Source organism: Streptomyces sp. AB3(2024), assembly GCF_041862025.1.
In the GTDB taxonomy this organism is placed as follows: domain Bacteria; phylum Actinomycetota; class Actinomycetes; order Streptomycetales; family Streptomycetaceae; genus Streptomyces.
Genome location: NZ_JBGWAB010000009.1, coordinates 1 through 20,535, shown reverse-complemented (window position 1 = coordinate 20,535; position 20,535 = coordinate 1). Strand labels below are relative to the sequence as shown.

Below are 20,535 nucleotides of genomic sequence, written 5' to 3'. Positions count from 1 at the left end.
ACGTCATCCGCCCGCGGCGTCCACGGCTTCCTCGGCTTCCCAGCGCAGCAGGTCGCCCGGCTGGCATTCCAGGACCTCGCAGAGCGCGGCGAGCGTCGCGAAGCGCACCGCCTTGGCGCGGCCGTTCTTGAGTACCGCCAGGTTGGCGGGCGTGATCCCCACACGGTCCGCGAGTTCCCCCACCGACATCTTCCGCCTGGCCAGCATCACGTCGATGTCGACGGCGATCGGCATCAGATCACCTCGTCCAGCTCGGCCCGCATCCGCGCGGCTTCGCCATCGCGCGCGACGGCCTGGGCGAGCAGCATCCGCAGCACGAGCACGATGAGCGCGACGCCCAGGATGGCCACGCCGACCCCGCCCATGATGACCGTGACCCCCGGGTCCTCCCGCTGACCGGGCGCGTTGATGATCGTGACCGCGAACCACACGAGGGCGGCCGCCACGATCGCGCCGATCACTCCGTCGACGTACCGGAAGGCAGCATGGGAGAACACGGTTCCGCGTCGCACCATCGCCACCAGCCGCCCTACGCAGACGAGGGCGACCTGGGCCGCCACCATGCCCAGGATCGTGATCACCCGCAGCGGGGTCAGCGGGAGCGACCCGTCCTCGGGATCGGTCGCCAACGCCCACACCATCACTGCCTGCACGAACACGGTGGCGACGAGCACCACCGCGAGCACGGCGCGCAACGCACCCACTGCCAGCTTGCCCATGACCCACCCTTCCATCGACTTACGATCTAAATCTATCGATTGTCGATAGACGAGACAAGGTCCGGGACGGAGGGCGCCATGGCGGTCACGCGAAGGGCTCAGACGCACTCCTTCTCGGCGTCACTCAGGGGAGGGCCCTGCAGACGGGGCAGTCTGCGGCCGAAGAGCATGGGGAGGAGCATGTCCGGGGAGAACAGACGGGTCGCCGGCTTCTCCAGGCTCATCACGTCCAGGAGGGCGCCGAGAGCACGCGGGCTGCGGGCTCCGGTTTCGACGGCTCGGTCGACGTACCGGGCGAGGAGCCTCTCGACGGCCCTGGGCGGCGTGTCACTGGCGCCGGGGTAGAACGCGTCCTGACCGACGGCGAGTTCCCACGCTCCGGCGACGGGCCGGGCCACGGACCGCTGTGCGCGGCGGGCCGCGCCGGGGGCGGTGACGCCGGTCGCGCGCAGGACTCCTGCGAGGGCGAGGGCGCATTGGGCGGCGACGGTGAGGCCGTGCCCGTACACGGGGTTGTATCCGGCGACGGCGTCGCCGAGCACGGTGAAGCCGTCCGGCCAGCCGCGCATCCTCTCGTAGTAGCGGCGCCGATTGGCCGTGCCGCGGGTGGTGGCGATCTCGCCCAGGGGTTCGGCTTCCTCGATGAGTGTGCCGATGACGGGGTCGCCCAGGCCGAGGGCGAAGTCGACGAAGGCGTCCGGGTCCTTCGTGGGCTCGCCGCCACGGGTGCCGGACAGGGTGACGATCCACCGGCCGTCCTCGACGGGGAGGATGATCCCGCCCCGACCGGGCGTTCTGGCCGGGTTGGCCTGCACGTTGACCAGCGGGAAGCCGCCCGCCGTCGCCGCGGGAGCCCGGTACACGCGGGTGGCGTACGCGACGCCCGCGTCGACCTCCCGTTCGGTGACGCGGGGCAGGCCGAGGTCCATGAGCCACGACGGGGCGCGGGAGCCGCGGCCGGAGGCATCGACGACCAGGTCCGCGGACAGGGTCCGTACGCCGGCACCGGACCGGATTTGGACTCCGGTGACGCGGACGGCATCACCTTCCAGGCCCTCGGCAACGGTGTTGTCGAGCAGGCCGATGCGCGGGTCCCCGAGCACCCGCTCGCGCAGGGCGTGGTCCAGGAGGTTCCGCGAGGAGACGAGGTTGCGGTGGTGGGTGGACGTGAACCGGCGGAACCAGACCTCGTTCGGTGCCCGGGAGACCATGTCGCCCATGATGTGGACCAGTCGGCCCCCGCGGGCGACGATGTCGTCGGTCAGGCCGGGCAGGAGCTCTTCGAAGGCCTGGACACCGCCGCTCCACAGGAGGTGCGCGTGGCGGGCCTGGGGCACGCCCTTGCGGCCCTCGGGCCCTTCGGGCAGCTCGTCCCGCTCGATGAGCGTGACGTCGGCGAACTCGGTGAGCGCGGCTGCGGCGAAGAGGCCGGCGGCGCTCGCGCCGATGACGACGGCGGTGGGCCGGGCGGGGCCGGACGCCTCAGGCACGGGGGGCGGTCCGTACGAGTGTCAGTTCCCGGTCCGTCAGGGGCGGTGCGCTCAGGGGCGGGCGCAGCGGGCCGCGCAGGGCGCCGAGGAGGACGCGCGGCCTGACCAGGGTGGTCAGGGGGGCCTGGAGGGAGGTGACGTCGAAGAAGTCCCTGGTCATGGTGAAGCTGCCGCAGCAGGTGCTGAGCAGGCGGTAGGTGTAGCCGGACAGGACCTTGTCCTTGCGCGTCGGGGTGCTCTGGCCGCTTCCCTGCGCTCCCGGATAGAACACGTCGTGTCCGAGTGCCAGGTCCCAGGCCGCCGCGACCGGCCTGGCCATGGCCTTCTGGACCCGCCGGGACAGCCGGGGCGCGTCGACCCCGTGGGCGGACGCGAGATCGCGGAGCGCGAGCGCGGCCCGGGCGGCGACGGACATGGCGTGCCCGTAGATGGGGTTGAACGCCGCCAGGGCGTCGCCGAGCACGACGAACCGTTCCGGCCAGTTCCTGACGTTCTCGAAGTAGCGGCGGGTGTTGCGCGTGCTGCGGTTGACCGTGACGTCGGTCAGCGGCTCCAGGCCGGAGATGATCTCGCCGATGACGGGGTGGCGCAGTCCGCGGGCGAACGGCTCGAAGTCTTCGTTGACCGCTGTGGGTTCGCCTCCTCTCGTGCCGGCCGCGGTGACGATCCACCGGCCGTCCTCGATGGGCAGGATGCTGGCGCTCTGCCCGGGGCGCGCCGTGCGGGGGTCGGACTGTACGACGACCATGGGGAAGCCGGCCGTTCCCCCGGGTGCCCGGAAGACCCGGCTGGCGTACGTCAGGCCGAGGTCGAGGGAGCGCTCGGGGGCGGGCCCGACCCCCAGCTCCGCCAGGTGCCGCGGGGCCCGCGAGCCCCGCCCGCTCGCGTCGACGACGAAGTCGGCTTCCAGGGCCGCTTCCCGGCCGTCCGCCCCCCGGATGCGCACGCCGGTGATTCGGGCGGCCGTGCCGGTGAGGCCCTCGACGCGGGTGCGCTGGAGGACGGTCACCCTCGGATCGGCCAGCACGAGCTCGCGTACCACGTGGTCCAGCACGTCACGGCTGCAGGCGATCAGGAACGCGGTCTCCGCGCTCCAGCGGCGCAGCCAGCCCTCGGCGGTGAAGCCGACCATGCCGGTGGGGATCGGGATGCGGTTCGCGCCGGCGGCCATCCACCGGTCGGTGACGCCGGGCAGGAGGGCTTCGGCGGCGTGCACTCCGCTGCTCCAGAACATGTGCGCGTGGCTCGCCTGGGGAAGTCCCTTGCGGGGATCCGGGGCGGCCGGCAGTTCGTCGTTCTCGACGATGAGGACCTCGTCCACCGCCTCGCGCAACGCGGCAGCCGCCAGGGTGCCGGCCAGGCCGCCGCCCATGACGATGGCCCTGCGTCGTATCGCCGCCGTGGGGGTGTTGCCGGGGTGGGTCATGTGACTGCTCTCTCGCGGGCCGCCGAGGGGCGGGCGCCTTCTTGGTCAGGGGAGCGGGGCCGCCCGGCGGTCAGGCATCCGCGCGGCCCCGCCCGACGTATCGGTGAGTGGTCAGACGCGGTCGGAGGTCCGCTCGGAGAGCGACGGCCGCCCGGAATCCGGGCTGCGGGTCCGGTCGGGAACGGCCAGCACGCGCAGGGCGTCCGAGAGCCGCACGAGCTGCTCGTCGTCGCCCGAGAGCATGCTCTCCAGGCTGCATTCCCCCGGGTCGGCCCCGGTGCCGTGCAGGGTGTCGAACGCCGCGACCACCATGGCGACGTGGCGTGCCGCATCCGGTTTCAGCGGGCCGGGGAGCGCGTCCGCCCGTACCGCTTCCTGCGCGTGGCGGTCGAGACGGGGCGCGATCAGCCGGAGGCCGTCGCGGATGTCGCAGGTCCGGCGCAGCTGGCGCTTGCCGAGCGAGGAGCCCCAGGGAATGCGGACCAGTTCGTACGGGGTCACCGCGCGCATGGTCAGCCACAACGGGCGCAGGCGCCGGTACTGCAACCACCGGCGCCACAGGCTCATCACGCACTGGCTGGTGGAGGGCAGGGCGAGGCCGACGCACTGGAGGAGCGAGGCGAGTGAGGACATCGTCGGGGCGACGGTGGTGCTGACGCCGTCCCAGTCGTGGCCGGCCCATCGCGCCCCGATGGCCGTGAGCTTGCACGCGACGTATCCCAGGCTCAGGACCGAGCCGGTCACGATGAGGAGCAGCCCGGTCCGCAGCAGACCCGGGACCTCACGGGACCAGCGCCAGCACAGGCGGGCCAGGACCAGGTTCGCCAGCCCGTAGGCCAGTACGCACAGGACGACCATCTCCCGGACGTACGGGGTGGTGGCGTAGTAGGTGTCGAAGTCCCGCAGGCGTTCCTCGGACGCGTCCCCGAGCGCGAACAGGGTGAACTGCGTCACGATCAGCGCCCCGTAGACGCCGACGCACCAGCGGGTGGCGGCCCGGCGCCGGTCCCGCGGGCCTCCGCGCCAGGTGATGGTGAGGTTGATGAGCGCGGCGCTGGCGGCGGTGACCGTGCCGTAGACCAGCGGCACCGAGAAGTTGGGGACGCCCGTGAGGGCGTTCACCTGGGAAATCGTCGGCGGCGCCGCGAAGAAGAAGACGGCGGCGCCCAACGGCAGGAGCAGGGACACGGAACGGACGAGGGGATCGCGCCAGTGTCTGACCAGTGCGGGCGCCCTCAGGGCGAAGGCGACCGACAGGACGCCGACGAGAAGGTAGAAGTACACGGTGGTCATGCGTGCTCCCTCTCCGGCGCCGGCCCGCCCGGACCCCCGGAGAGGATCCGGGCCAGCGCGTGCGAGATCCGTACCAGATCGCGCTCTTCGCCGGGTTCCGTCTGAAGTTCGTGGGAGGACGCGATCACGTGGCGCTCGGGGTCGGCGTGCAGCGCGTCGACCGCGGCGACGACCATGACCGCGTCCGCGTCCGCGGCGGCGTCGTCGTCGGAGGCGCCATGGGCCAGCGCGTCGGCGAGTGCGCGGGCCCGCAGGGTGAGGTCGAAGTAGGGGTTGAGGGTGAGCAGTCCGTCGTGGATGCCCGATTCGCGGTGCAGCCGGCGTACGCCCACCGTGGAGAGCAGGGGCATCCTGACCACCGCCGTGGTCGGCGTCAGCCCGTGCAGCAGGCGTGACAGGGTGCCCAGCCGGCGGTACCGGGTCCAGTCCCGCCAGGGTGCCTTGAAGCGCTGGACGGCGAGGGGAAGGCCGAAACCGAGGAGGATCAGGCAGAAGGAGACCGTGACGAACGGCCGTGCCACCTCGGTGCTGAGGACGTCCCAGTCCGTTCCGGCCCATCGAGCGCCGACGGCCGCGAACTTGCACACGTCGAAGCCGAGGGTGCTGGTGTAGCCCGCGATCAAGAGGGCCAGGCCGGCACGGAGCTCCCGGGACACATCGCTCAGCCAGCGCCGGCACAGGGAGGCCATGATCACCGCCGCGGCGGAGTGGCCCACCAGGTAGAGCACGATCATTTCGCGGATGTACGGCGTGTTGGCGTAGTAGGTGTCCAGGTCCTCCAGCCGTTCGACCGGGGCCTCGCCGAGGGCGAAGAGCGCGTACATCGCGACGGCCAGGGCCGCGTAGGTTCCCGCGCACCAGCGCGTGGACCTCCGGATGCAGGCGGGCGGGCCACCTCGCCAGTTGATGATCAGGATGATGCCGGAGCCACAGCAGGCCATCAGGAGCGAGTAGAGGAGGGGCGCGGCGAAGTTCGGCACGCCCGTGATCTCGTTGACCTTGACGATCGTCGAGGTCGCCCCGAAGTAGAAGACCCCCGTGGCCGTCAGCAGGAACACCACGACGGCCCGGAGGAGGGGATCGCGGGTGTTCCTGCGCAGGCTGGGAAGCCGGACGAGGACGGCCACGGTCCCCAGCGCGGCCGGAACGAAGAAGGCGAGATCGGACATGGTTCAGCCCCGTATGCCGTGGTGGCCGAGGGCGGCCGCGATGCGGCCGGAGGTCGTGCCGCGGTCGAGTACGGGTGCGTCGGGCACTGCCAGCAGGTGCCGTACGGCGTGCGCCAGTTCGAGGCCGTAGCGCTCGGCGGCCTGCTCCTCTCCCGCGTGCTTCCTGGCGGCGGCCCTGTCCTGCTTGAGGAGGGCGGGACTGTGGCGTCCCGCGACCGCCAGAGCCGACTCGACCACCGCCTGTAAGTCGGCGTCGTGGCGAAGGAGACGAGCGGCCACGGAGCCCTCGCTCACGTGCAGGTGGCAGTGGCCCAGCTCCAGGTGGCGCAGCTCGTGCCCGGTGATGACGATCTGGTGCTCGGCCGCGGTCTTCTGTTCCACGACCACGAGGTCCCGGTCCCCGAGGTCCAGGGCGAGACCGCTGGCGGTGCCCGGAGGGAAGGGCGTGGTGCGGAACTCGATCCTGCGCCCCCGGCGAAGCCCCATGGCGTCGCAGAGCGCGCGACAGACCGCCTCGGCCGGAGCCGGAGACTTCAGGTGTCCGATCCCGTCCGTGAGGGCGCCGACGGACCGCCGAATCTCCCGCTGCTTGAACACGTGTCTCTCCCCTGCTCCTGCCCCTGCCACTGCTTCTGCCTCTGGTCCCGGCCCTGTTCCGCGACGGGCAGGAGTTCGCGCCCTGGCGGATTCCACGCGGCCGGCCCGCTCCGCCGGGGCAGGGCACGGCCCCCCGAGCCCGCCGGCGCGAAACGGACGGCGCGCCTCAGGAGGCATCGCCGGGCGAGCGCCGGTTCCCTTCGGCGTCCTTCGCGGCGTTCTCGTCCGCGTTCCGGTCGGCGTGCTCGTCGGCGTGCTCGTCGGCGTTCCGGTCCGCTTTCCCGTCCGCAGTCCCCTCGGCCGCACGCTCGTCCATGTAGTCGTCGAGCCACTCCAGCAACCTGGTGCGTCCCTGGTCGGGCAGCAGGGCCGCGCGCAGCGCGATGCCGTCGACGCCGTGTCGCTCGTAGAGACTCGGCCGCCGGGCGCCGGCCGGGGCCGCCGCCAGGACGCCGCGTTCGCTGTGCTCCCGGTACTCCTGGAGCAGCGCCTTCTCGATGACGGCCAGGACGCAGCTCAGCGCCTCGGCGTCGTCCGACTGAAGGAAGCCGGCAGGCCGTTCGAAGAACCGTTCCAGCCGGGAGCAGTGGTCCATCGTCGGGCGGCGGTCGCCACCGAGCAGCGCCTGAACCTGCTGCCGGGAAATGCCGCTCTGCCGGGCGATCTCCCCGTGCGAGAACTTGCGGCCGTTCTCCTTGAGGTACGTCTCGTGGAGCAGGTCGAGCCGCTGCCGAAACCGCTCGTGGATGTCCGGCTCCCCCGCCGGCCGCCCCTGGAGCAGCGCTCGTACGACGTGGAGCGGCACCCCGGAGGCGCGGTGCAGCTCCTCGGGATCCAGGACCTCGTCCCGGCCGCGGCCCAGCTTGGCCCCCAGGTCGATGATCCGTTCCACGACCGTGGCCAACTGCGGGGCGGACACGGGCGGTACGGAGAATGCTTCTGTCACCGGCTGGTCCCCCCGACGTAGCGCAGGACGCATCACCCCGGCATCCTCGTCGAAGCGCCGGCACAGCAGCTGTTGCGAAGCCGATCCTGCCACAGCCGTGGCAGGCGATCCATGGAACTCCGGCCAAACCGCCACGGTCGTGGCAGGAACTCGATGGCCGGCCATCCCTTCACCCCTTCTCGCCGGCGGACGGCCGCTTCGCCGCAACGGCGTCCTGAACGACACGCTCCTGGACGGATTCCGAGGGTTCCGGGTGATCCGGCACGTCGGCCGGCACGTCGGCCGGCACGTCGGCCGGGGCGGCGGCCGGGGCGGCGGCCCGCAGCGCCGCCTCGACCCGGCGGTTGCCGGTCGTGGTCGACGTGACGGCGGTCATGGTGAGGAGCAGGCCCGCGGCGGTGTAGAGCGGGGTGCGCACGTCGTATGCGGTGGCCAGCCAGCCGCCGAGGAAGGCGCCGAACGGGGCGGCGCACATGGCGAGCATGCGGGAGGTGGAGGCGACCCGGCCCATCAGGTGCGGGGGGACGATCGCCTGCCGGAGGGAGGGGCCGAGCACCATCGTGGCGCCCATGCCCGCTCCGCAGACGGCGAGCGCGAGGCCGGCGACGTACGGGTTCGGGGCGGCGGCGAGGCCCAGGATGGCGAGTCCCTCGACTGTGGCCGTGCAGGTCAGCGCGGTGCCGGTGCCGAGTCGCCGGCCGAGGAAGGAGGCGATGCCCGCGCCGAGCAGACCGCCGGTGGCCTCTGCCGTCAGGAGCAGGCCGAAGCCGAAGGCGTCGATGCCGAGACGGTCGTGCGCGAAGAGCGCGAGTACGGTCTCCACGGCGAGGAAGGCGATGTTCCCGACCGCCGGACGCAGCGCGAGCCCGAGCAGCAACTGGTTCCGGAACACGTACGAGGCGCCGGCCCGCGCCTGTCTCAGCAGCGACTCACGGGCCTGCGGTACGGGCCTGGGCGCGGCCGGCAGCGACCGTACGAGCAGTGCGGAGAGCGCGAACGACACCGCGTCGGCGAGCAGCGGCACCGCCCGGCCGAGCGCGAGCAGGGCACTGCCCGCGGGCGGCCCGGCGAAGCCGGACGCGGCGGTCTGGGTGCCGCGCAGGCGGGAGTCGGCGCGCTCCAGGAGCGCGGGGTCGCGGCCGAGCAGATCCGGCAGATAGGCCGTGGCGGCCGTGTCGAAGAAGAGTCCGCCGAGGCCGAGGAGGAAGGCGAGGGCCGCGAGCAGCGGAATGCTGTCGGCCGACGAGTGCGTCTTCGTCGACGACACCGAGGAGTACGTGCAGGCGGCCGAGCGGCTCGGCTTCGCGGGAGTTCACGCGCAGCGGCCCGAGCAGACGATCTCCCGACTCGAAGCCCTGCTGGGTGTGCCCCTGACCGGCGCGCACTGATCTGCCCCGTCGGCCCGTCCCGGCACTACCGCGGTGCAGCGGCGTACCGGGTCGGGCTCCCGGACCCGGCACCCGGATCGCCTGGGGCACGAGCTCGAACCGCGGGGAACCTCCGCGCTGTCCGGCGGCGAAGACCTGCCACCCGTTCGGCCGTCAGGCCTCCGGAAGCCGCCTCGGGATCCGCGTCGATGCCGTCCGGAAGATCACCCGCTTGACCTCGACCGGACTTGAGGTCCTACGTTCTCCACATGACCTGCACGGCACGCAGGCTCCGCACCCGAAGCACCAGGAGGGGACATCCCATGACGACCCAGCAGCAGCTCTCCGACGCCGAGCTCGCCGGAGAGCCCGCCGCCTACTGGAGCGGTGTCGCCTACGAGGCGCTCATCGCCTTCACCCGGGCGTGGCAGGCCGAAATGGGCTACACCCAGCCCCAGTTCTGGCTGCTGCGCAACCTGTCGGAGAACGACATCTCGCCCGACGGCGAGGGAATGACCCTGCCCGAGCTGTACAAGGCCATGGCCTTGTACATCCGGCCCGAGGACGACCTGGCGGCGGAGGCCGAGGTGCTCGTGGAGCGCGGCTGGCTGACCCGGGACGCCGAGGACCGGCTGTGGCTCACCGAGGAGGGGGAACGGGCCCGCGTCGACCTCGCACTCAACGGTCCCGCGATCCGCGCCGCCCTCCACGAGGGCATCGAGGACGCGGACTACGTCACCACGGTGAAGGTGCTCATGCAGCTGATCCGCAACGCGGGCGGGACCGCCGCCTGACGGACCGTGGACCCGGGCGCCTGTCCGGCCCGGGAAACGACCTGCTCCACCGATCCGCGGACCTGCCGGAGTCGGTGGCGGGTGCCGCAGCCCGGCCCCTGCGGGAAGAGATGCCGTGCGCCGCCCTCCGACGTCGGATCGGAGCCCGAACGGGCTGCCCGACCCGGGGTGCGACCCTCCCCCGTGGGGATCGCTGCCTTCGGGCGGCGCAAACAACCAGCCATGAAGACCCCTCACCTCTCGGGAGGGGCCCGGCCAGCTGGCGGCATGGACAAGATCCTGCTGCACCCTCCGCCCGGTGTCAACAATAGTTTGCACATGACGCCAACTTGGAGACGGACAAGGGCTCTTGGATGTCGGCGGGGAGCTGGAATCGACGGCCGCCACGGCTTGCTGGTTAGACTTGATGCGGCAAGCATGCAGTTCGAGTAACTTCTCGCAGGGGCGCCCGCCGCCCCGAGTTCTGCCAGTGCGGCGGCGGTTCCCTCGCCAACGCGGCGGAAGCGGTGATGATCACGGCAGTCACCGTGCGGCCGGACAGGCCGTCACGGCGACAGCCACTCGGACGTGGCAGGAAAGGGATCGATGAGCGGCACGGGCGACCAGCGGGCGCTGCTGATCTCAGAGCGTCTCGCATTCCTGTTCACGCACATCTTCCCGCGAGGCTCCGAGCCCCAGTCGAACGCCGCCGTCAGCCACACCACCGGTGTGCCGCTGGAGTTCCTGCAGGCCCTGCGGGCGGGCAGGCCCGCAGGGGAGAGCGTCGAAGACGACCCGTTCATCGGCCGGCTCGGGCACCTGCTGAAGACCCGGACGACCGACGAGGGCAGGCCCCACACCCAGACGGACGTGGCCCGGGCATGCGGAAAGTCGCGGATGTGGCTCTACAACCTGCTGGAGGGAAAGAGCAAGCCCAGCCTCGAATCCACGAAGCTGCTCTGCAAGATCTTCAAGGTGGATCCGTCCTTCTTCACGGATGACCCCCTGGAGGCCCTGGCCAGGCACTTCGGCATCGAGGCAGGCCCCGCGTTCTTCACCCTCCCCGACACCGACGCCCTGGTGCAGGAGACCAAGGACCAGGTGGAACTCGTTGCACTGCTGCGCGAAGCCGGCGCCCCGGCGGTCCTCAGCCGCTATCTCGGGACGTTGCCCGGCTCCCGGGACTGAGCGCCTCGCGCCGGCCACAGGCGTCTTCCACGGCGCGAAGCGGGCCACCGCCTCCACCCACCGCAACGGCCCCTGCCTCTACGGCCTCAAAGGCCTCGTTCGACCGGCTCGGCGGCCCGCCCGGGGAGCCCCCGCCGGAATCACCCGGTTCGTTCGTGATTGCCTCTCCCCCACGGCTTTCCGATCCAGGAAGTACGCCAACCGGAAGCCTGTCCCACTTGATCTCCCTCGCAATGAACGTACAAGCTACTCACTGTGACTCTCCAGACGCGGTCGCCCGCCGTGGGGTCGGACATCCGTACCGCGGAACGCAGAGCGGGAGGCAGCCACCGGAGCCCGGCTCCTGTTCAACCGCGGCGAACGTCACCGTCGGCGGTCCAAGGACGTGGGACCGCGTACGAAGAATCCAGCAGATTCACGAAGGAACCACAGCACGCGTCCCATGTGCCGTGGTTCTTGCAGAAGGGGTAGACCGTGGCGGGAATCCGGGAGACCGTCGGAATCGTCTCAGAGACGCTCCGGGAGATCCGCACCCTCCGCAGATTGCGCAACACCTTCTGCTCGCAACTCGGGCTGCCGGCCCACCCGACCATCGACGAGGTCGTATCGGCCGTCTCCGACCGCTGCGGGGTGCCGATCCGGATCCTCCACCTCCCTTTGAAGTACCCGCTCACGGGGGGACTCCTTCGGGCACCCTCCGAGCTCATCATCGTGGTCGACAAGGACTCGCAGAGCATCCTGCAGAACTTCGTCATCGCCCACGAACTGGCACACGCCTTCCTCGGGCACGATCCGGAAACAGCGGGACATGACCTTCAGGACGAGCTGCTCGCGAGCCTGGCTCCCGCCCTCAACCCCAAGGTCAGCCGAATGATGCTGGCCCGCACCTACTTCGACGGCCCCGAGACGACACTGTCCTGCGGGCAGACTCCGCCCGAGCTGGAAGCCGAGACCCTGGGGCGGCTGATCGTCAGCATGATCACCAACATCAGCGGCGACGCCACCACCTCGGTGAGCTCCGCCCTGCGTCACAGGGGGACCGGTGTCTGAGGACACGGCGAACATCGTCTACCTCACCGTCGCCGCGATCGGGTCGTGCACCACCTTCGCGAAGTTCGTCGCCTGGCAGCGGGAACGCTCGCCCGCGCTGCGGCTGATCGCCATGTGCTCCGCCTTGGGCGTGGGCGCCTTCGTCTTCGCGACGCCCGTGGTCTACCGGGGCACGGCCGATCTGACGGGCCGACAGAACCTTGCCGAGCTGCTGGTCTTCCTCTGCATCCTCGGCTTCTTCGCCCATACGCACATCATGTCGCTGCTGTGGCGCCCTTCCCCGTCGGGCGAGGCCGGCCGCAACCCGCTGACCGGGCCGCTCGTCGTGTACGGCCTCGTCGCGGGTGCCCTGATCACCGGATTCCTCGCTGCCGGGGTCGACGACGCACCGCACCCGCTGGACTTCAACATCACCTACGGCCGGGACCCCGGCACCCTGGTCATGCTGGGCGCGTTCCAGCTGGGCCTCGGCTACGCCTCCGTCTCCACCGCCCTGCGGTTCCGGCACAACGCCCTCTCCTCGCAGAACGATCCGAGGCTGCGCCGGGCACTGCAGCACATCGCGTTCGCCACCTGGTTCATCGCCGGGTACGTGGCGTGCGTCGGGCCGGCCACCGTGGCCGGCGCCACCGGTTGGCGCGGCCTGGACCCCCTGCACAGCCTCGGCCCGGTCTCCGGCACGATCGGGGCCATCATCATCAACTGGGGGTTCTCCGGTGCCGCCATCGCCACGTGGCGCGCGGACCGTCGGGACTACCTGGCGCTGGCCCCGCTGTGGCAGCTGACGCGTCGCGCCGACCCCCGGATCGCGCTGACCGAGCCCAACCCGGTGGCGCAGCTCGGACTGGTCTACGTACGGGACTGGCACCTGATCACGCGTATGGCCGACATCCTCAGCGGCATCCGCAGCCTGCACCCCTACTTCGGCCACGCCCCCGCCGACCGGGTCCGCGAGGCTGCCGCCGGCGCCGGCTGGTCGAAGGACGACGAGCGGGCCGCGGCTGCCGCCGCCGTCCTCCTCGGGGCGGTGGCGCTCGCCGAGGACGGAGCCGCCCAGGTCAGCGGCAGGGGCGTCCCGCTGCCGGGCTCCGAGCTGGAAGCGGCTGCTCAACGCGCCCACCTGGTCCGCATGGCCCGCCTCCTCGACCACCCCGAGGTTCTGGCCTCGGCCGGAGTGGACAAGGACGGGCGGCTGGTCTCCAGCTCCTAGCCGCCCGGTCGTCCCGGTCGTCCCGGTCGTCCCGGTCGTCCCGATGTCACCGCCCCCGCTGAGCGCACGCCATCGCGACACGCCACAGGAACCGTGGCGCCTGTAGATCAGCGGGACGCCTGCGCATGTTGACGACGTCGAGGAACCTCTCGTTCACCCACACGTCCGTCGTGGAGGCCTCCTCCATCCATTCCGCCATCTTCCTGGCCATCGCGTAGCCGCGGGGATAAGGACCCGTGACGTGCGGCTGTGCCAGGTCGGACAGCGTCGAGATCTCCCATGCCGCGTTCACCACGACCCTGATGTGGTGGAAGTAGGCGTGGGCCGGCGCATGGAGGCCGCCGCCCTTGCGCAGGTACCCGGCCAGGCACGACGCGTGCAGAAGGGCACTGGTCATGCCCTGCCCGTACACCGGGTTGAAGGACGCTACGGCATCCCCCACGACGAACAGTCCTCCGGGAAGACGCTCCACGGCCCACCAACGCCTGCGCAGGGAGTGCGCCATGCTGTACGTCTCGACCTCGCCGATCAGCTCGCACCGGTCGGCGACGACCCCGAAGGGGCTCGCGTCCATCTCCCTCATGCGCCTGCGGAAATCGGCGGGGTCCCGGGTCGGGCGCTTGCCGGCGTACGCCGCTATGACCGCCATCCACTGGCCGCCCTCCACCGCGGCCATGGCCCCGGTGTCCGGCTGCTCGCCGGTACCGCTCGCGGCGGCGGCCAGCTGGTGCGCCACGCGCACGCCGGGCAGCTCCGCTCCCCTGCGGAAGCGCGCGGTGGCGTAGCCCAGGTCGATCCGCATGCGGTCGACCGGGGGCTCCGGCCACCCCTCCTCCCGGAGCCAGGAGGCCAGCCGGCTCGAACGGCCCGTGGCGTCGACCACCGCGTCGGCCGACACCACGTGCACTTCGCCGGAGTCGGCGGCGCGCACGCGGACGCCGACCACGCGCGTGCCCCGGATGTCCAGACCGCACGCCTTGCCCACCCTCACCGTGACCCCGTCGTCCAGCAGGGTCCGGCGCCGGATGTGCTCTTCGAGGAGGCCGCGGCTCACGCCGATCAGCTCGTTCCCGGGAACGCTGACCTTCTGCCGTCCGTTCGAGAAGAGCTGGATCTCGCTCCCCGACCCGAGGACCGCGCCATCGGCGACCAGGTCCTTCGACAAGCCGGGGAACCAGCGTTCGGCCTGCGTCCGTCCCATGTCGAGCAGCGCATGGAGCTGCCCGCTCTGCGGCACACCGCGCCGCGCGACCGTCGCGGCAAGTCCATCGGGCTCGACGACGGTGACCCGTGTGCCAAGGCTCCGCAGGGCCCGTGCCGCGGCCAGCCCCGCGATGCTTCCCCCCAGGACGACTACGTGCTGCACGTGCTCCCCCTCCTTCATCGACTGCCCTCACCGTTCGAGGACCCGCGCACGGCCCCGGCACAGCACCCTAGGGCCGTTCTGATCAACGACCAATGTGAGCGGGGGGCTTGGTTGGCGAGAACGCGATCAGAAGATCCACCGGGGGTTCCGCGGCACGGTGTACGGGTACGGGGTCAGCCCGCTCCCGACACTCCGGTCCTCGTGCATGCTGATCCGTTGGCCGGATCGGACGTGCCGTACCCCGGACGGCCGCGGGGACGGGTGACAACGGTGGCAGGCCGCCGGGTCGTGCCCGAGGCTGTTGACGGGGACGAGTACGAGGGAAGGGCGGCACCCCATGCCGGAAGCCGACGAGGAAGGCCTCACCGCGCGCCCGTTCAGCACGGTGGACCGGGACCGGAGCAGAGCCGAACGCCTGAAGGGTGCGGTCATGCGCACGCATCTGCTTCCCGCGTTCTTGGTCCTCACGGTCATGATGGTGGCCCTGTGGCTCATGGGCATGCCGTTTCTCCAGGCCCTGACGATCTCCACGGCGGTGAAGATCGTGGTGGCCCTGCTCGAACTCCGCCGGGTGCCCGATTCCCCCGACCGCTGATGCACGCATCCGCCGACGGCCGCACGTGTCGCGCTCCCGTGGACACCCCAACCACCACCGCCGTGGACAGGGTCCGAGGTGCTGTGGGGTAGCTTCGGCGGCACCGACCGACGAGGAAGAGGACATGCAGACAGCTGGTGCCGAGGTCTTCGCCTGCGCCGTGTGCGGCGCCGGTTTGTCCGTGCCGGTGCGTGAGGTGCGACCGCCCGCGGAGGACGAGGTCTGGACGCCGCTCGACTCCCCCGTGGACCCCTGCCCGCCCAGAATGGCGGCGGGCACCTTCGCCCGCGACCCGCAACCGGGGCGCATCACCTGGGGCTCGCCGCCCAAGGGATTCCGCATGTCCCGGGCGGGGCACGGGCCGGGGGTGGACCTGCTGTTGAGCCCGGCCGACCTGGTCGGTACCACGAAGATCCTCAGCCGGTGGGGCGGCTGCTGCGGGCCGGGCGGGCACGAGGGGCCGAACCTGGCGTGCGAGGGGTGCGGGGCGGAGGTCGGGTTGTGGATCGGTGACTGCTACACCTGGCTCGAAGTCATCCTCAACGGACGCCTGGTCAGGCGTTCCCCGGCGGCTTGAGCACCCCTTCGTCATCCCGCCGGCAGTCGCGCCCCCTCCCCCGCACGAAGGGGGAGAGAGGGACGACCGGCGGAACGGCTCGCCGGACCGGGTGGAGTCGGTGGCCGGTCACCCCGGCCCGTGCCGGGCGGGCTCGGCAGCGCCCAGGGTGGGAACCGCGGGGCCCGCAGCGGGCTTCCGGTCCGGCCGGGGTGCGTGAACGGCCCCCGCAGGATCCGCGACCTTCAGCGTGCACCGGCCGTCCTCGCAGGAGCGCTGCAGCCGGCCCCGTGAGACGGTCTGCATCAGGCCGATGGCCCAGCACATCGGACAGCCGCGCAGTGCCAGTACGCCGACCGGCAGGAGCAGCAGGCTGACCGGGCCCGTGGTCGGGACGAGCGCGACCGAGGCGATCAGGCTGCCGAAGCCGATCAGGCCGCGGATCAGGTGGCGGGGCAGGGACGCACTCGCGAAGTCGGGGCCGTCGGCTCCCGTGCTCGTCGTCATGCGGTGTCTCCGGTCGTGGGTCGGGGTGTGGCGCGGAGGGACTGCTGGACGGAGGTGCGAGCGCGGTGCAGGCGTGATTTCATCGCCGCGGTGCTGAGGCCGAGCGCCTCGGCGGCCATCCGTCCGCTGTAGCCCTGGATGTCCCGCATGATCAGCACGCGGCGCTGCTCGGCCGGCAGAGCGGCGACGGCGGCGGCGACCCGGCCCGCCTCGATGCGCTGCAGGACCACGTCCTCGGCCGAACTCACGGCGGCATCCGGCAGGGGCGCGTCGGACCGCATCGTCCGCGCGCGCCGCAGGCACTCGTTGCGGACGATGCGGAACATCCACGAGGCCAGCGCGCCGGACGCCCGTAGCGTCCCGATCTTGCGGTAGAGGATGATCAGGGCTTCCTGTGCGGCGTCCTCGGCGTCCTCGGGAGTGGCGCAGAGCGAGCGGGCGAATCGCCGTACGTTCGGGTGCGAGCCCGCGACCAGTGCGGTGATCGAGTCGACGTCGCCTCGCTGGGCGTCGACGACGAGCTGTTCGGCGGGCCAGGACGCGTCAGCCACGGGCTTGCTTCCGCTTGCGCGTGACGAAGTAGGCGCACGTGCAGAGCAGCACGGCTCCGGCGGCGATGGCGATGCCGATGCCGATGAGCATGAAGACCTCCTGTTTCCCGTGCCGACGGTCGTCGGCACACGTATAGGAGGCTCGTGCCCGCCAAAAGGATTCGGGCCGTCCCCGGAAAAGTCGATCGGCGCGGGGAGGAAGCAGGTCAGCCCCAGCTTCCGCCGACAGTCGTGGCAGCTGGGGCCGCCCGCGATGGGCACGGGGTGCGGCCTGCTGCGCGGGCCGTGGCCCGGCCCGCGCAGGAAGACTATTGATGGTCCATCAGATGACCGCGGTCCGCGTCCCGCAGGATGTCGGGCTCGAGTACAGGATCCGCTTGCGTGGCAGGCCTCAGGCCGACCTGCGGCGCATCGCCCGGCGGACGCCGTACAGGACCACGATCAGCACGATGACGACGAGCACGACGATCAGCAATTTCGAGAAGAGCCCGCCCTTCTTCTTGCTCTTCTTGCTCTTCTTGCTCTTCTTGTCGCCGGTGACGGCCTGGACCCGGGACGACGTCGGTGCGCGGAGACCGGCCGCCACACCGGCTCCCGCCGGGAGAGAGTTCTGCGCCAGCGCCGTGGCGGCGGGGGCCTGCCGGGCAGCCGGTACGGCCGCCTCTGCGGCTGCCGCCGGGCCCAGCAGCAACCCGGCGAGTATGAAGAGCGGTACGAGTACCGCCGCCGTTGGCGGACGCTTCCTGGAACTGCTGTTGTTCGTCACTGTCTCCCCTGTTCTCCAACGCCCTGACCGACCCGGTGGAATCCGGACAGCCGGGGTACTGGAGCATCGTCGACGAGTTGGACCGGCGCGGCAAGGACATGGGACGCGTGACCTTGTAGAACGCTCCTGCCCCGTCGCCCCGTGGTCACGCTGTCACACCCTCCCCGTAGAGTCGGAGGGGTGAATCGAGACGACGCCCTTCACCCGACGGACACCGCCGAACTGCTGCGCGGTGTCCACGCCCGGCTGCTGCCCCTGGCCGCGTTCACTCCCGAGCTCATGGGGGCCATGCGCTACGCGCGCGTGGTGGCCGACGGGCTCGTCTTCGCGTACGCCCTCGACGGACCCACCAGCGTACGGATCCTCACCGACAGGGACGTCGAGCGTGCCGGGCTCCAGGAACTGGGGCAGGCGGCGTACGCGAACCTGATGCGGGTACCCGTCGAGCACGCGGAAGTACTCACCGAAGAAGGGGTACGGCTGCACTCCGTCTACGGCGACTCCCACTTCATCGCCGCCAAGGCCCTGTTCCTGTCCGAGACGGCCCGGCAGGTCACCGGTGAGCCGCTCCCGGACACCGGCGCCCTCGTCGTCGTGCCCAGCCGGCACAACCTGGTGTTCCACCCGGTCAGCGACGGAACCGTGGTCGGCGCGGTCAACGCCCTCGCCGCCTACGCGTTGGGCGCCCACGAGGACTCGGGACAGGGCGCCCTGTCGCCGCAGGTCTACTGGTGGCACGCCGGCGGCCTGACCTCGCTCACGGTCTTCGACGAGGAGACCCGCACCTTCTCCCTGGAGCCCCCGCCGCAGTTGCTCGCCATGATGAAGGGACTGGTCCGGCTCGACGGCGCCGGCCGGATCGCCACCCGCACCGCGGACAAGGCTCCCGACGTCGACGAACTCGCCGAGGCGACCGTCGAGTCGGTACGGCGTCTCGCCACGGACCCCGCGGGGCTGGGCGGCGCGTTCGGCTCCGCCGTCGCGCTCGCCCACGCCCGCTGCGTCGACGACCCCGACGCGGCGGGCATCGACACGTGGGACGCCTGGGCCACCTCGGTCCAGCTCGGCTCCGCGCTGTTCACCGGCGCGCGGCCCCAGCAGTGCCAACTCGGCGAAGACCGGGTCGGTCAGCTGCCCGCGACCCCCGCCGACCCGCCCGCGGATGCCCGCGCCTGGCTCGACGCCCTGTACCTCGCGATCGTATGCCGCCAGACGGACCGGATCGGCCGGCTGTGCGCGGTGCCGCCGGCGCGACTGCGGGAGGACGACTCCGTCGACGCGTACGTCCTGCACTGGGTCGACACCCTGCAGGCCTACTTCTCCCGGCGGTCCATGGACGAGGTGGTGGAGAAGCTGCTGGCCACCGTGGAGTCGTCCATGCCCGAGCGCTTGACCCACGCGCCCAAGGACTTCGTGAACCGGATCGACTACCAGCCCGTCGCCCTCTTCCACCGCCTCGTCGCGGGTGACCCCGACGCCTTCGCCGGGACGCTGGCGGAAGCCCTCGCGGAACACGACGGGTACTGGTCCGGGTCGGCGGCGCCGCGCGCCCGCCTCGCCCTCGGGCCCCTCGCGATGGCGAGCATGGCCTACGAACGCGGCTTCCCCCTCGACCCGAAGCAGCCCGGCCTGCCCGCCCATCTGCTCGACGGGAAGCGGATCGAGGACATCCCCGAATCCGGCGACCCTTCGTAGCCCTGCCGTAGGGGGCACGAACCGGAGCCGAGCCGGCCCAGCGGATGGCGGCGAGTGGTCGGGTGCACACCGGCCGACGGCGAACGAGCACCCGACCGCGGCCCCGGCCGCGGTGTCGCGCAGCGGCACTCCCGACCCACCCGGAGTGCACGGCCGCGAACGGCGGCTACCCGTAGGCGTGTTGACCCGCGATCGCGATGAGCTGGACGTCCATCTCGTCGGCCTGCGCGCAGAGGATGCCCGCGACCGTGCGCATCGTGCCCGCATCCAGCCCGTCCCGGTTCGCCTGGCCCTCTGCCGTCCACGCGCATTCGCCCGACTGCGCCTGCAGCTCGAATGCCCGCGCCATGTCGCGCAGCATCGCCGTGACGTCCTGCACGGCCATCTACAGCTGCCCATCGGCGCCCCGCCGCACGGGCGCCTCCGCGTCCGTGTGCCGCCGGCCCATCTACCTCACCCCACTGGACACGCGGGAAGCCGTCGCCGCGGCGGTCGACACCGTGGCCGGGCAGATCCGGCTCTCGGCCGACACGACGGCGATCCACGACTCGGGGGCCGGTTTCCTGACGGAGCGCCTCTGCGAGTTCGGCCCCGGTCAGGCCGTCGAGGTGGCGCTCGAAGTGGCCCGTGGGACGGCGGGCTCCGGCCTGGCGGACCCCCACCAAGTCACCCGGCTGGGGTGGAAATGGCAGAAGCCGCTGACCCGACTGGCCTCGACCGCGGACCGCGAGGACTGGCTGCGGCTGATCGGGGGCCTGGCCGACGGCCCCCAGGCGATGCTCCAGAAGGCCCTCGACACGGCCGTCGCCCGCCGCCGGGAGGAGGACGTACGCGCCGACGCCGCCCGCGAACTGGCGGCCAGCCCCTACCGCGACGTGGCCATGGCCGGCCTCCGCGACGCCGCGGTACGCCACCGCAGAACCCCGCTGGTGGAACGCCTGTGGCCCGCGGTCCCGCAGCCGGCGGAGGCATGAGGGCCGGGGCAGCCGCCCCCGCTCCCCCGGTCCCCTCAGCCGGTGGCGCCGACCTCGCTTGGATGATCCCTTGGTCGTGCTCACGTCGCGCGGTCGGCGGGGCATCCTGGTGTGATGAACGATGTCGAAGCGACATGGCGATCGTGGCTGGCCGGACTTGCTCCGTCCAAGCGGTCTGTGGCGGAGGGGTCTGCCGCACGATCGGGTGACATCTGAACTGGCTTGCCCTGTGGGGCAGGTGGGAAGGATGTCGCTGTGCCAAAGCCCTATCCGGAAGAGTTCCGCCAGGACGTCGTG

At 71.7% G+C, this 20,535-nt stretch carries 24 protein-coding genes; 9 read left to right on the top strand and 15 right to left on the bottom strand.

Annotation, left to right across the window (positions count from 1 at the left end; genetic code table 11):
• Positions 1–3: 3 nt before the first annotated feature.
• From ACEPPI_RS06030 to ACEPPI_RS05990, 9 genes are all read right to left on the bottom strand, one after another.
• Positions 4–234, bottom strand: coding sequence for a helix-turn-helix domain-containing protein (locus ACEPPI_RS06030; RefSeq protein WP_373914181.1), 231 nt, complete (start codon positions 232–234; stop codon positions 4–6).
• Entirely contained in the window at positions 234–719 is a 486-nt protein-coding gene (locus ACEPPI_RS06025; protein WP_373914180.1) for a DUF2975 domain-containing protein, read from the bottom strand. The genes ACEPPI_RS06030 and ACEPPI_RS06025 overlap by 1 nt, the downstream gene beginning before the upstream one ends.
• Positions 720–817: 98 nt before the next feature.
• The gene (locus ACEPPI_RS06020; protein ID WP_373914179.1) at positions 818–2,209 is read right to left on the bottom strand and encodes an FAD-dependent oxidoreductase; all 1,392 of its coding nucleotides are present in this window, start codon (positions 2,207–2,209) and stop codon (positions 818–820) included.
• Positions 2,202–3,635 (bottom strand): NAD(P)/FAD-dependent oxidoreductase, encoded by a 1,434-nt coding sequence (locus tag ACEPPI_RS06015; RefSeq protein WP_373914178.1) that lies wholly within the window; start codon positions 3,633–3,635, stop codon positions 2,202–2,204. The genes ACEPPI_RS06020 and ACEPPI_RS06015 overlap by 8 nt, the downstream gene beginning before the upstream one ends.
• A gap of 111 nt (positions 3,636–3,746) precedes the next feature.
• On the bottom strand, positions 3,747–4,928 hold the full coding sequence (locus ACEPPI_RS06010) for an MAB_1171c family putative transporter (RefSeq protein ID WP_373914177.1): 1,182 nt from the start codon (positions 4,926–4,928) through the stop codon (positions 3,747–3,749).
• Positions 4,925–6,097 carry an MAB_1171c family putative transporter gene (locus ACEPPI_RS06005; RefSeq protein WP_373914176.1) on the bottom strand — a complete coding sequence of 391 codons (1,173 nt, stop codon included), beginning with the start codon at positions 6,095–6,097 and terminating at the stop codon, positions 4,925–4,927. The genes ACEPPI_RS06010 and ACEPPI_RS06005 overlap by 4 nt, the downstream gene beginning before the upstream one ends.
• A gap of 3 nt (positions 6,098–6,100) precedes the next feature.
• On the bottom strand, positions 6,101–6,694 hold the full coding sequence (locus ACEPPI_RS06000; protein ID WP_373914175.1) for a toxin-antitoxin system, toxin component: 594 nt from the start codon (positions 6,692–6,694) through the stop codon (positions 6,101–6,103).
• 166 nt (positions 6,695–6,860) lie between these two features.
• Positions 6,861–7,640 carry a transcriptional regulator gene (locus tag ACEPPI_RS05995; RefSeq protein ID WP_373914174.1) on the bottom strand — a complete coding sequence of 260 codons (780 nt, stop codon included), beginning with the start codon at positions 7,638–7,640 and terminating at the stop codon, positions 6,861–6,863.
• Between the two features lie 169 nt (positions 7,641–7,809).
• Positions 7,810–8,907, bottom strand: a complete 1,098-nt coding sequence (locus ACEPPI_RS05990) for an MFS transporter (protein ID WP_373914173.1) — start codon at positions 8,905–8,907, stop codon at positions 7,810–7,812.
• Between ACEPPI_RS05990 and ACEPPI_RS05985 the strand changes: the two genes are divergently transcribed.
• The 5 genes from ACEPPI_RS05985 (at position 8,870) to ACEPPI_RS05965 (ending at position 13,228) form a co-directional block, all read left to right on the top strand.
• Entirely contained in the window at positions 8,870–9,028 is a 159-nt protein-coding gene (locus tag ACEPPI_RS05985; RefSeq protein ID WP_373914172.1) for a hypothetical protein, read from the top strand. The two genes, ACEPPI_RS05990 and ACEPPI_RS05985, sit on opposite strands and share 38 nt — an antisense overlap.
• Positions 9,029–9,330: 302 nt before the next feature.
• Positions 9,331–9,801 carry a MarR family transcriptional regulator gene (locus ACEPPI_RS05980; RefSeq protein ID WP_373914171.1) on the top strand — a complete coding sequence of 157 codons (471 nt, stop codon included), beginning with the start codon at positions 9,331–9,333 and terminating at the stop codon, positions 9,799–9,801.
• A gap of 585 nt (positions 9,802–10,386) precedes the next feature.
• The gene (locus tag ACEPPI_RS05975; RefSeq protein ID WP_373914170.1) at positions 10,387–10,968 is read left to right on the top strand and encodes a helix-turn-helix domain-containing protein; all 582 of its coding nucleotides are present in this window, start codon (positions 10,387–10,389) and stop codon (positions 10,966–10,968) included.
• Positions 10,969–11,442: 474 nt separating this feature from the next.
• Complete coding sequence (locus ACEPPI_RS05970) at positions 11,443–12,018, top strand: ImmA/IrrE family metallo-endopeptidase (RefSeq protein ID WP_373914169.1); 576 nt, start codon at positions 11,443–11,445, stop codon at positions 12,016–12,018.
• The gene (locus ACEPPI_RS05965; RefSeq protein WP_373914168.1) at positions 12,011–13,228 is read left to right on the top strand and encodes a DUF6545 domain-containing protein; all 1,218 of its coding nucleotides are present in this window, start codon (positions 12,011–12,013) and stop codon (positions 13,226–13,228) included. Before ACEPPI_RS05970 ends, ACEPPI_RS05965 begins: the two co-directional genes overlap by 8 nt.
• A 46-nt stretch (positions 13,229–13,274) precedes the next feature.
• Here ACEPPI_RS05965 and ACEPPI_RS05960 read toward each other — a convergent pair whose 3' ends face one another.
• Positions 13,275–14,594 carry an NAD(P)/FAD-dependent oxidoreductase gene (locus ACEPPI_RS05960; RefSeq protein WP_373914167.1) on the bottom strand — a complete coding sequence of 440 codons (1,320 nt, stop codon included), beginning with the start codon at positions 14,592–14,594 and terminating at the stop codon, positions 13,275–13,277.
• Positions 14,595–14,931: 337 nt separating this feature from the next.
• On the opposite strand from ACEPPI_RS05960, the gene ACEPPI_RS05955 reads away from it, so the two are divergent.
• Both ACEPPI_RS05955 and ACEPPI_RS05950 read left to right on the top strand, forming a co-directional pair.
• Positions 14,932–15,189 carry a hypothetical protein gene (locus ACEPPI_RS05955; RefSeq protein WP_373914166.1) on the top strand — a complete coding sequence of 86 codons (258 nt, stop codon included), beginning with the start codon at positions 14,932–14,934 and terminating at the stop codon, positions 15,187–15,189.
• A gap of 124 nt (positions 15,190–15,313) precedes the next feature.
• The gene (locus ACEPPI_RS05950; RefSeq protein WP_373914165.1) at positions 15,314–15,766 is read left to right on the top strand and encodes a hypothetical protein; all 453 of its coding nucleotides are present in this window, start codon (positions 15,314–15,316) and stop codon (positions 15,764–15,766) included.
• Between the two features lie 108 nt (positions 15,767–15,874).
• Here ACEPPI_RS05950 and ACEPPI_RS05945 read toward each other — a convergent pair whose 3' ends face one another.
• From ACEPPI_RS05945 to ACEPPI_RS05930, 4 genes are all read right to left on the bottom strand, one after another.
• Positions 15,875–16,252, bottom strand: coding sequence for a hypothetical protein (locus ACEPPI_RS05945; protein WP_373914164.1), 378 nt, complete (start codon positions 16,250–16,252; stop codon positions 15,875–15,877).
• Positions 16,249–16,803 carry an RNA polymerase sigma factor gene (locus ACEPPI_RS05940; RefSeq protein WP_373914163.1) on the bottom strand — a complete coding sequence of 185 codons (555 nt, stop codon included), beginning with the start codon at positions 16,801–16,803 and terminating at the stop codon, positions 16,249–16,251. Before ACEPPI_RS05940 ends, ACEPPI_RS05945 begins: the two co-directional genes overlap by 4 nt.
• Positions 16,796–16,894, bottom strand: a complete 99-nt coding sequence (locus ACEPPI_RS05935; RefSeq protein WP_373914162.1) for an LPXTG cell wall anchor domain-containing protein — start codon at positions 16,892–16,894, stop codon at positions 16,796–16,798. Before ACEPPI_RS05935 ends, ACEPPI_RS05940 begins: the two co-directional genes overlap by 8 nt.
• Positions 16,895–17,194: 300 nt before the next feature.
• Positions 17,195–17,569 carry a hypothetical protein gene (locus ACEPPI_RS05930; RefSeq protein WP_373914161.1) on the bottom strand — a complete coding sequence of 125 codons (375 nt, stop codon included), beginning with the start codon at positions 17,567–17,569 and terminating at the stop codon, positions 17,195–17,197.
• A 180-nt stretch (positions 17,570–17,749) separates the two neighbouring features.
• Between ACEPPI_RS05930 and ACEPPI_RS05925 the strand changes: the two genes are divergently transcribed.
• Positions 17,750–19,264 carry an immunity 49 family protein gene (locus ACEPPI_RS05925; RefSeq protein ID WP_373914160.1) on the top strand — a complete coding sequence of 505 codons (1,515 nt, stop codon included), beginning with the start codon at positions 17,750–17,752 and terminating at the stop codon, positions 19,262–19,264.
• A gap of 166 nt (positions 19,265–19,430) precedes the next feature.
• Here the strand turns inward: ACEPPI_RS05925 and ACEPPI_RS05920 are convergent, their stop codons facing one another.
• Positions 19,431–19,649 carry a hypothetical protein gene (locus tag ACEPPI_RS05920; protein WP_373914159.1) on the bottom strand — a complete coding sequence of 73 codons (219 nt, stop codon included), beginning with the start codon at positions 19,647–19,649 and terminating at the stop codon, positions 19,431–19,433.
• Here ACEPPI_RS05920 and ACEPPI_RS05915 point away from each other — a divergent pair.
• Entirely contained in the window at positions 19,630–20,238 is a 609-nt protein-coding gene (locus ACEPPI_RS05915; RefSeq protein ID WP_373914158.1) for a hypothetical protein, read from the top strand. The genes ACEPPI_RS05920 and ACEPPI_RS05915 overlap by 20 nt on opposite strands.
• The last annotated feature ends 297 nt before the right edge of the window (positions 20,239–20,535 follow it).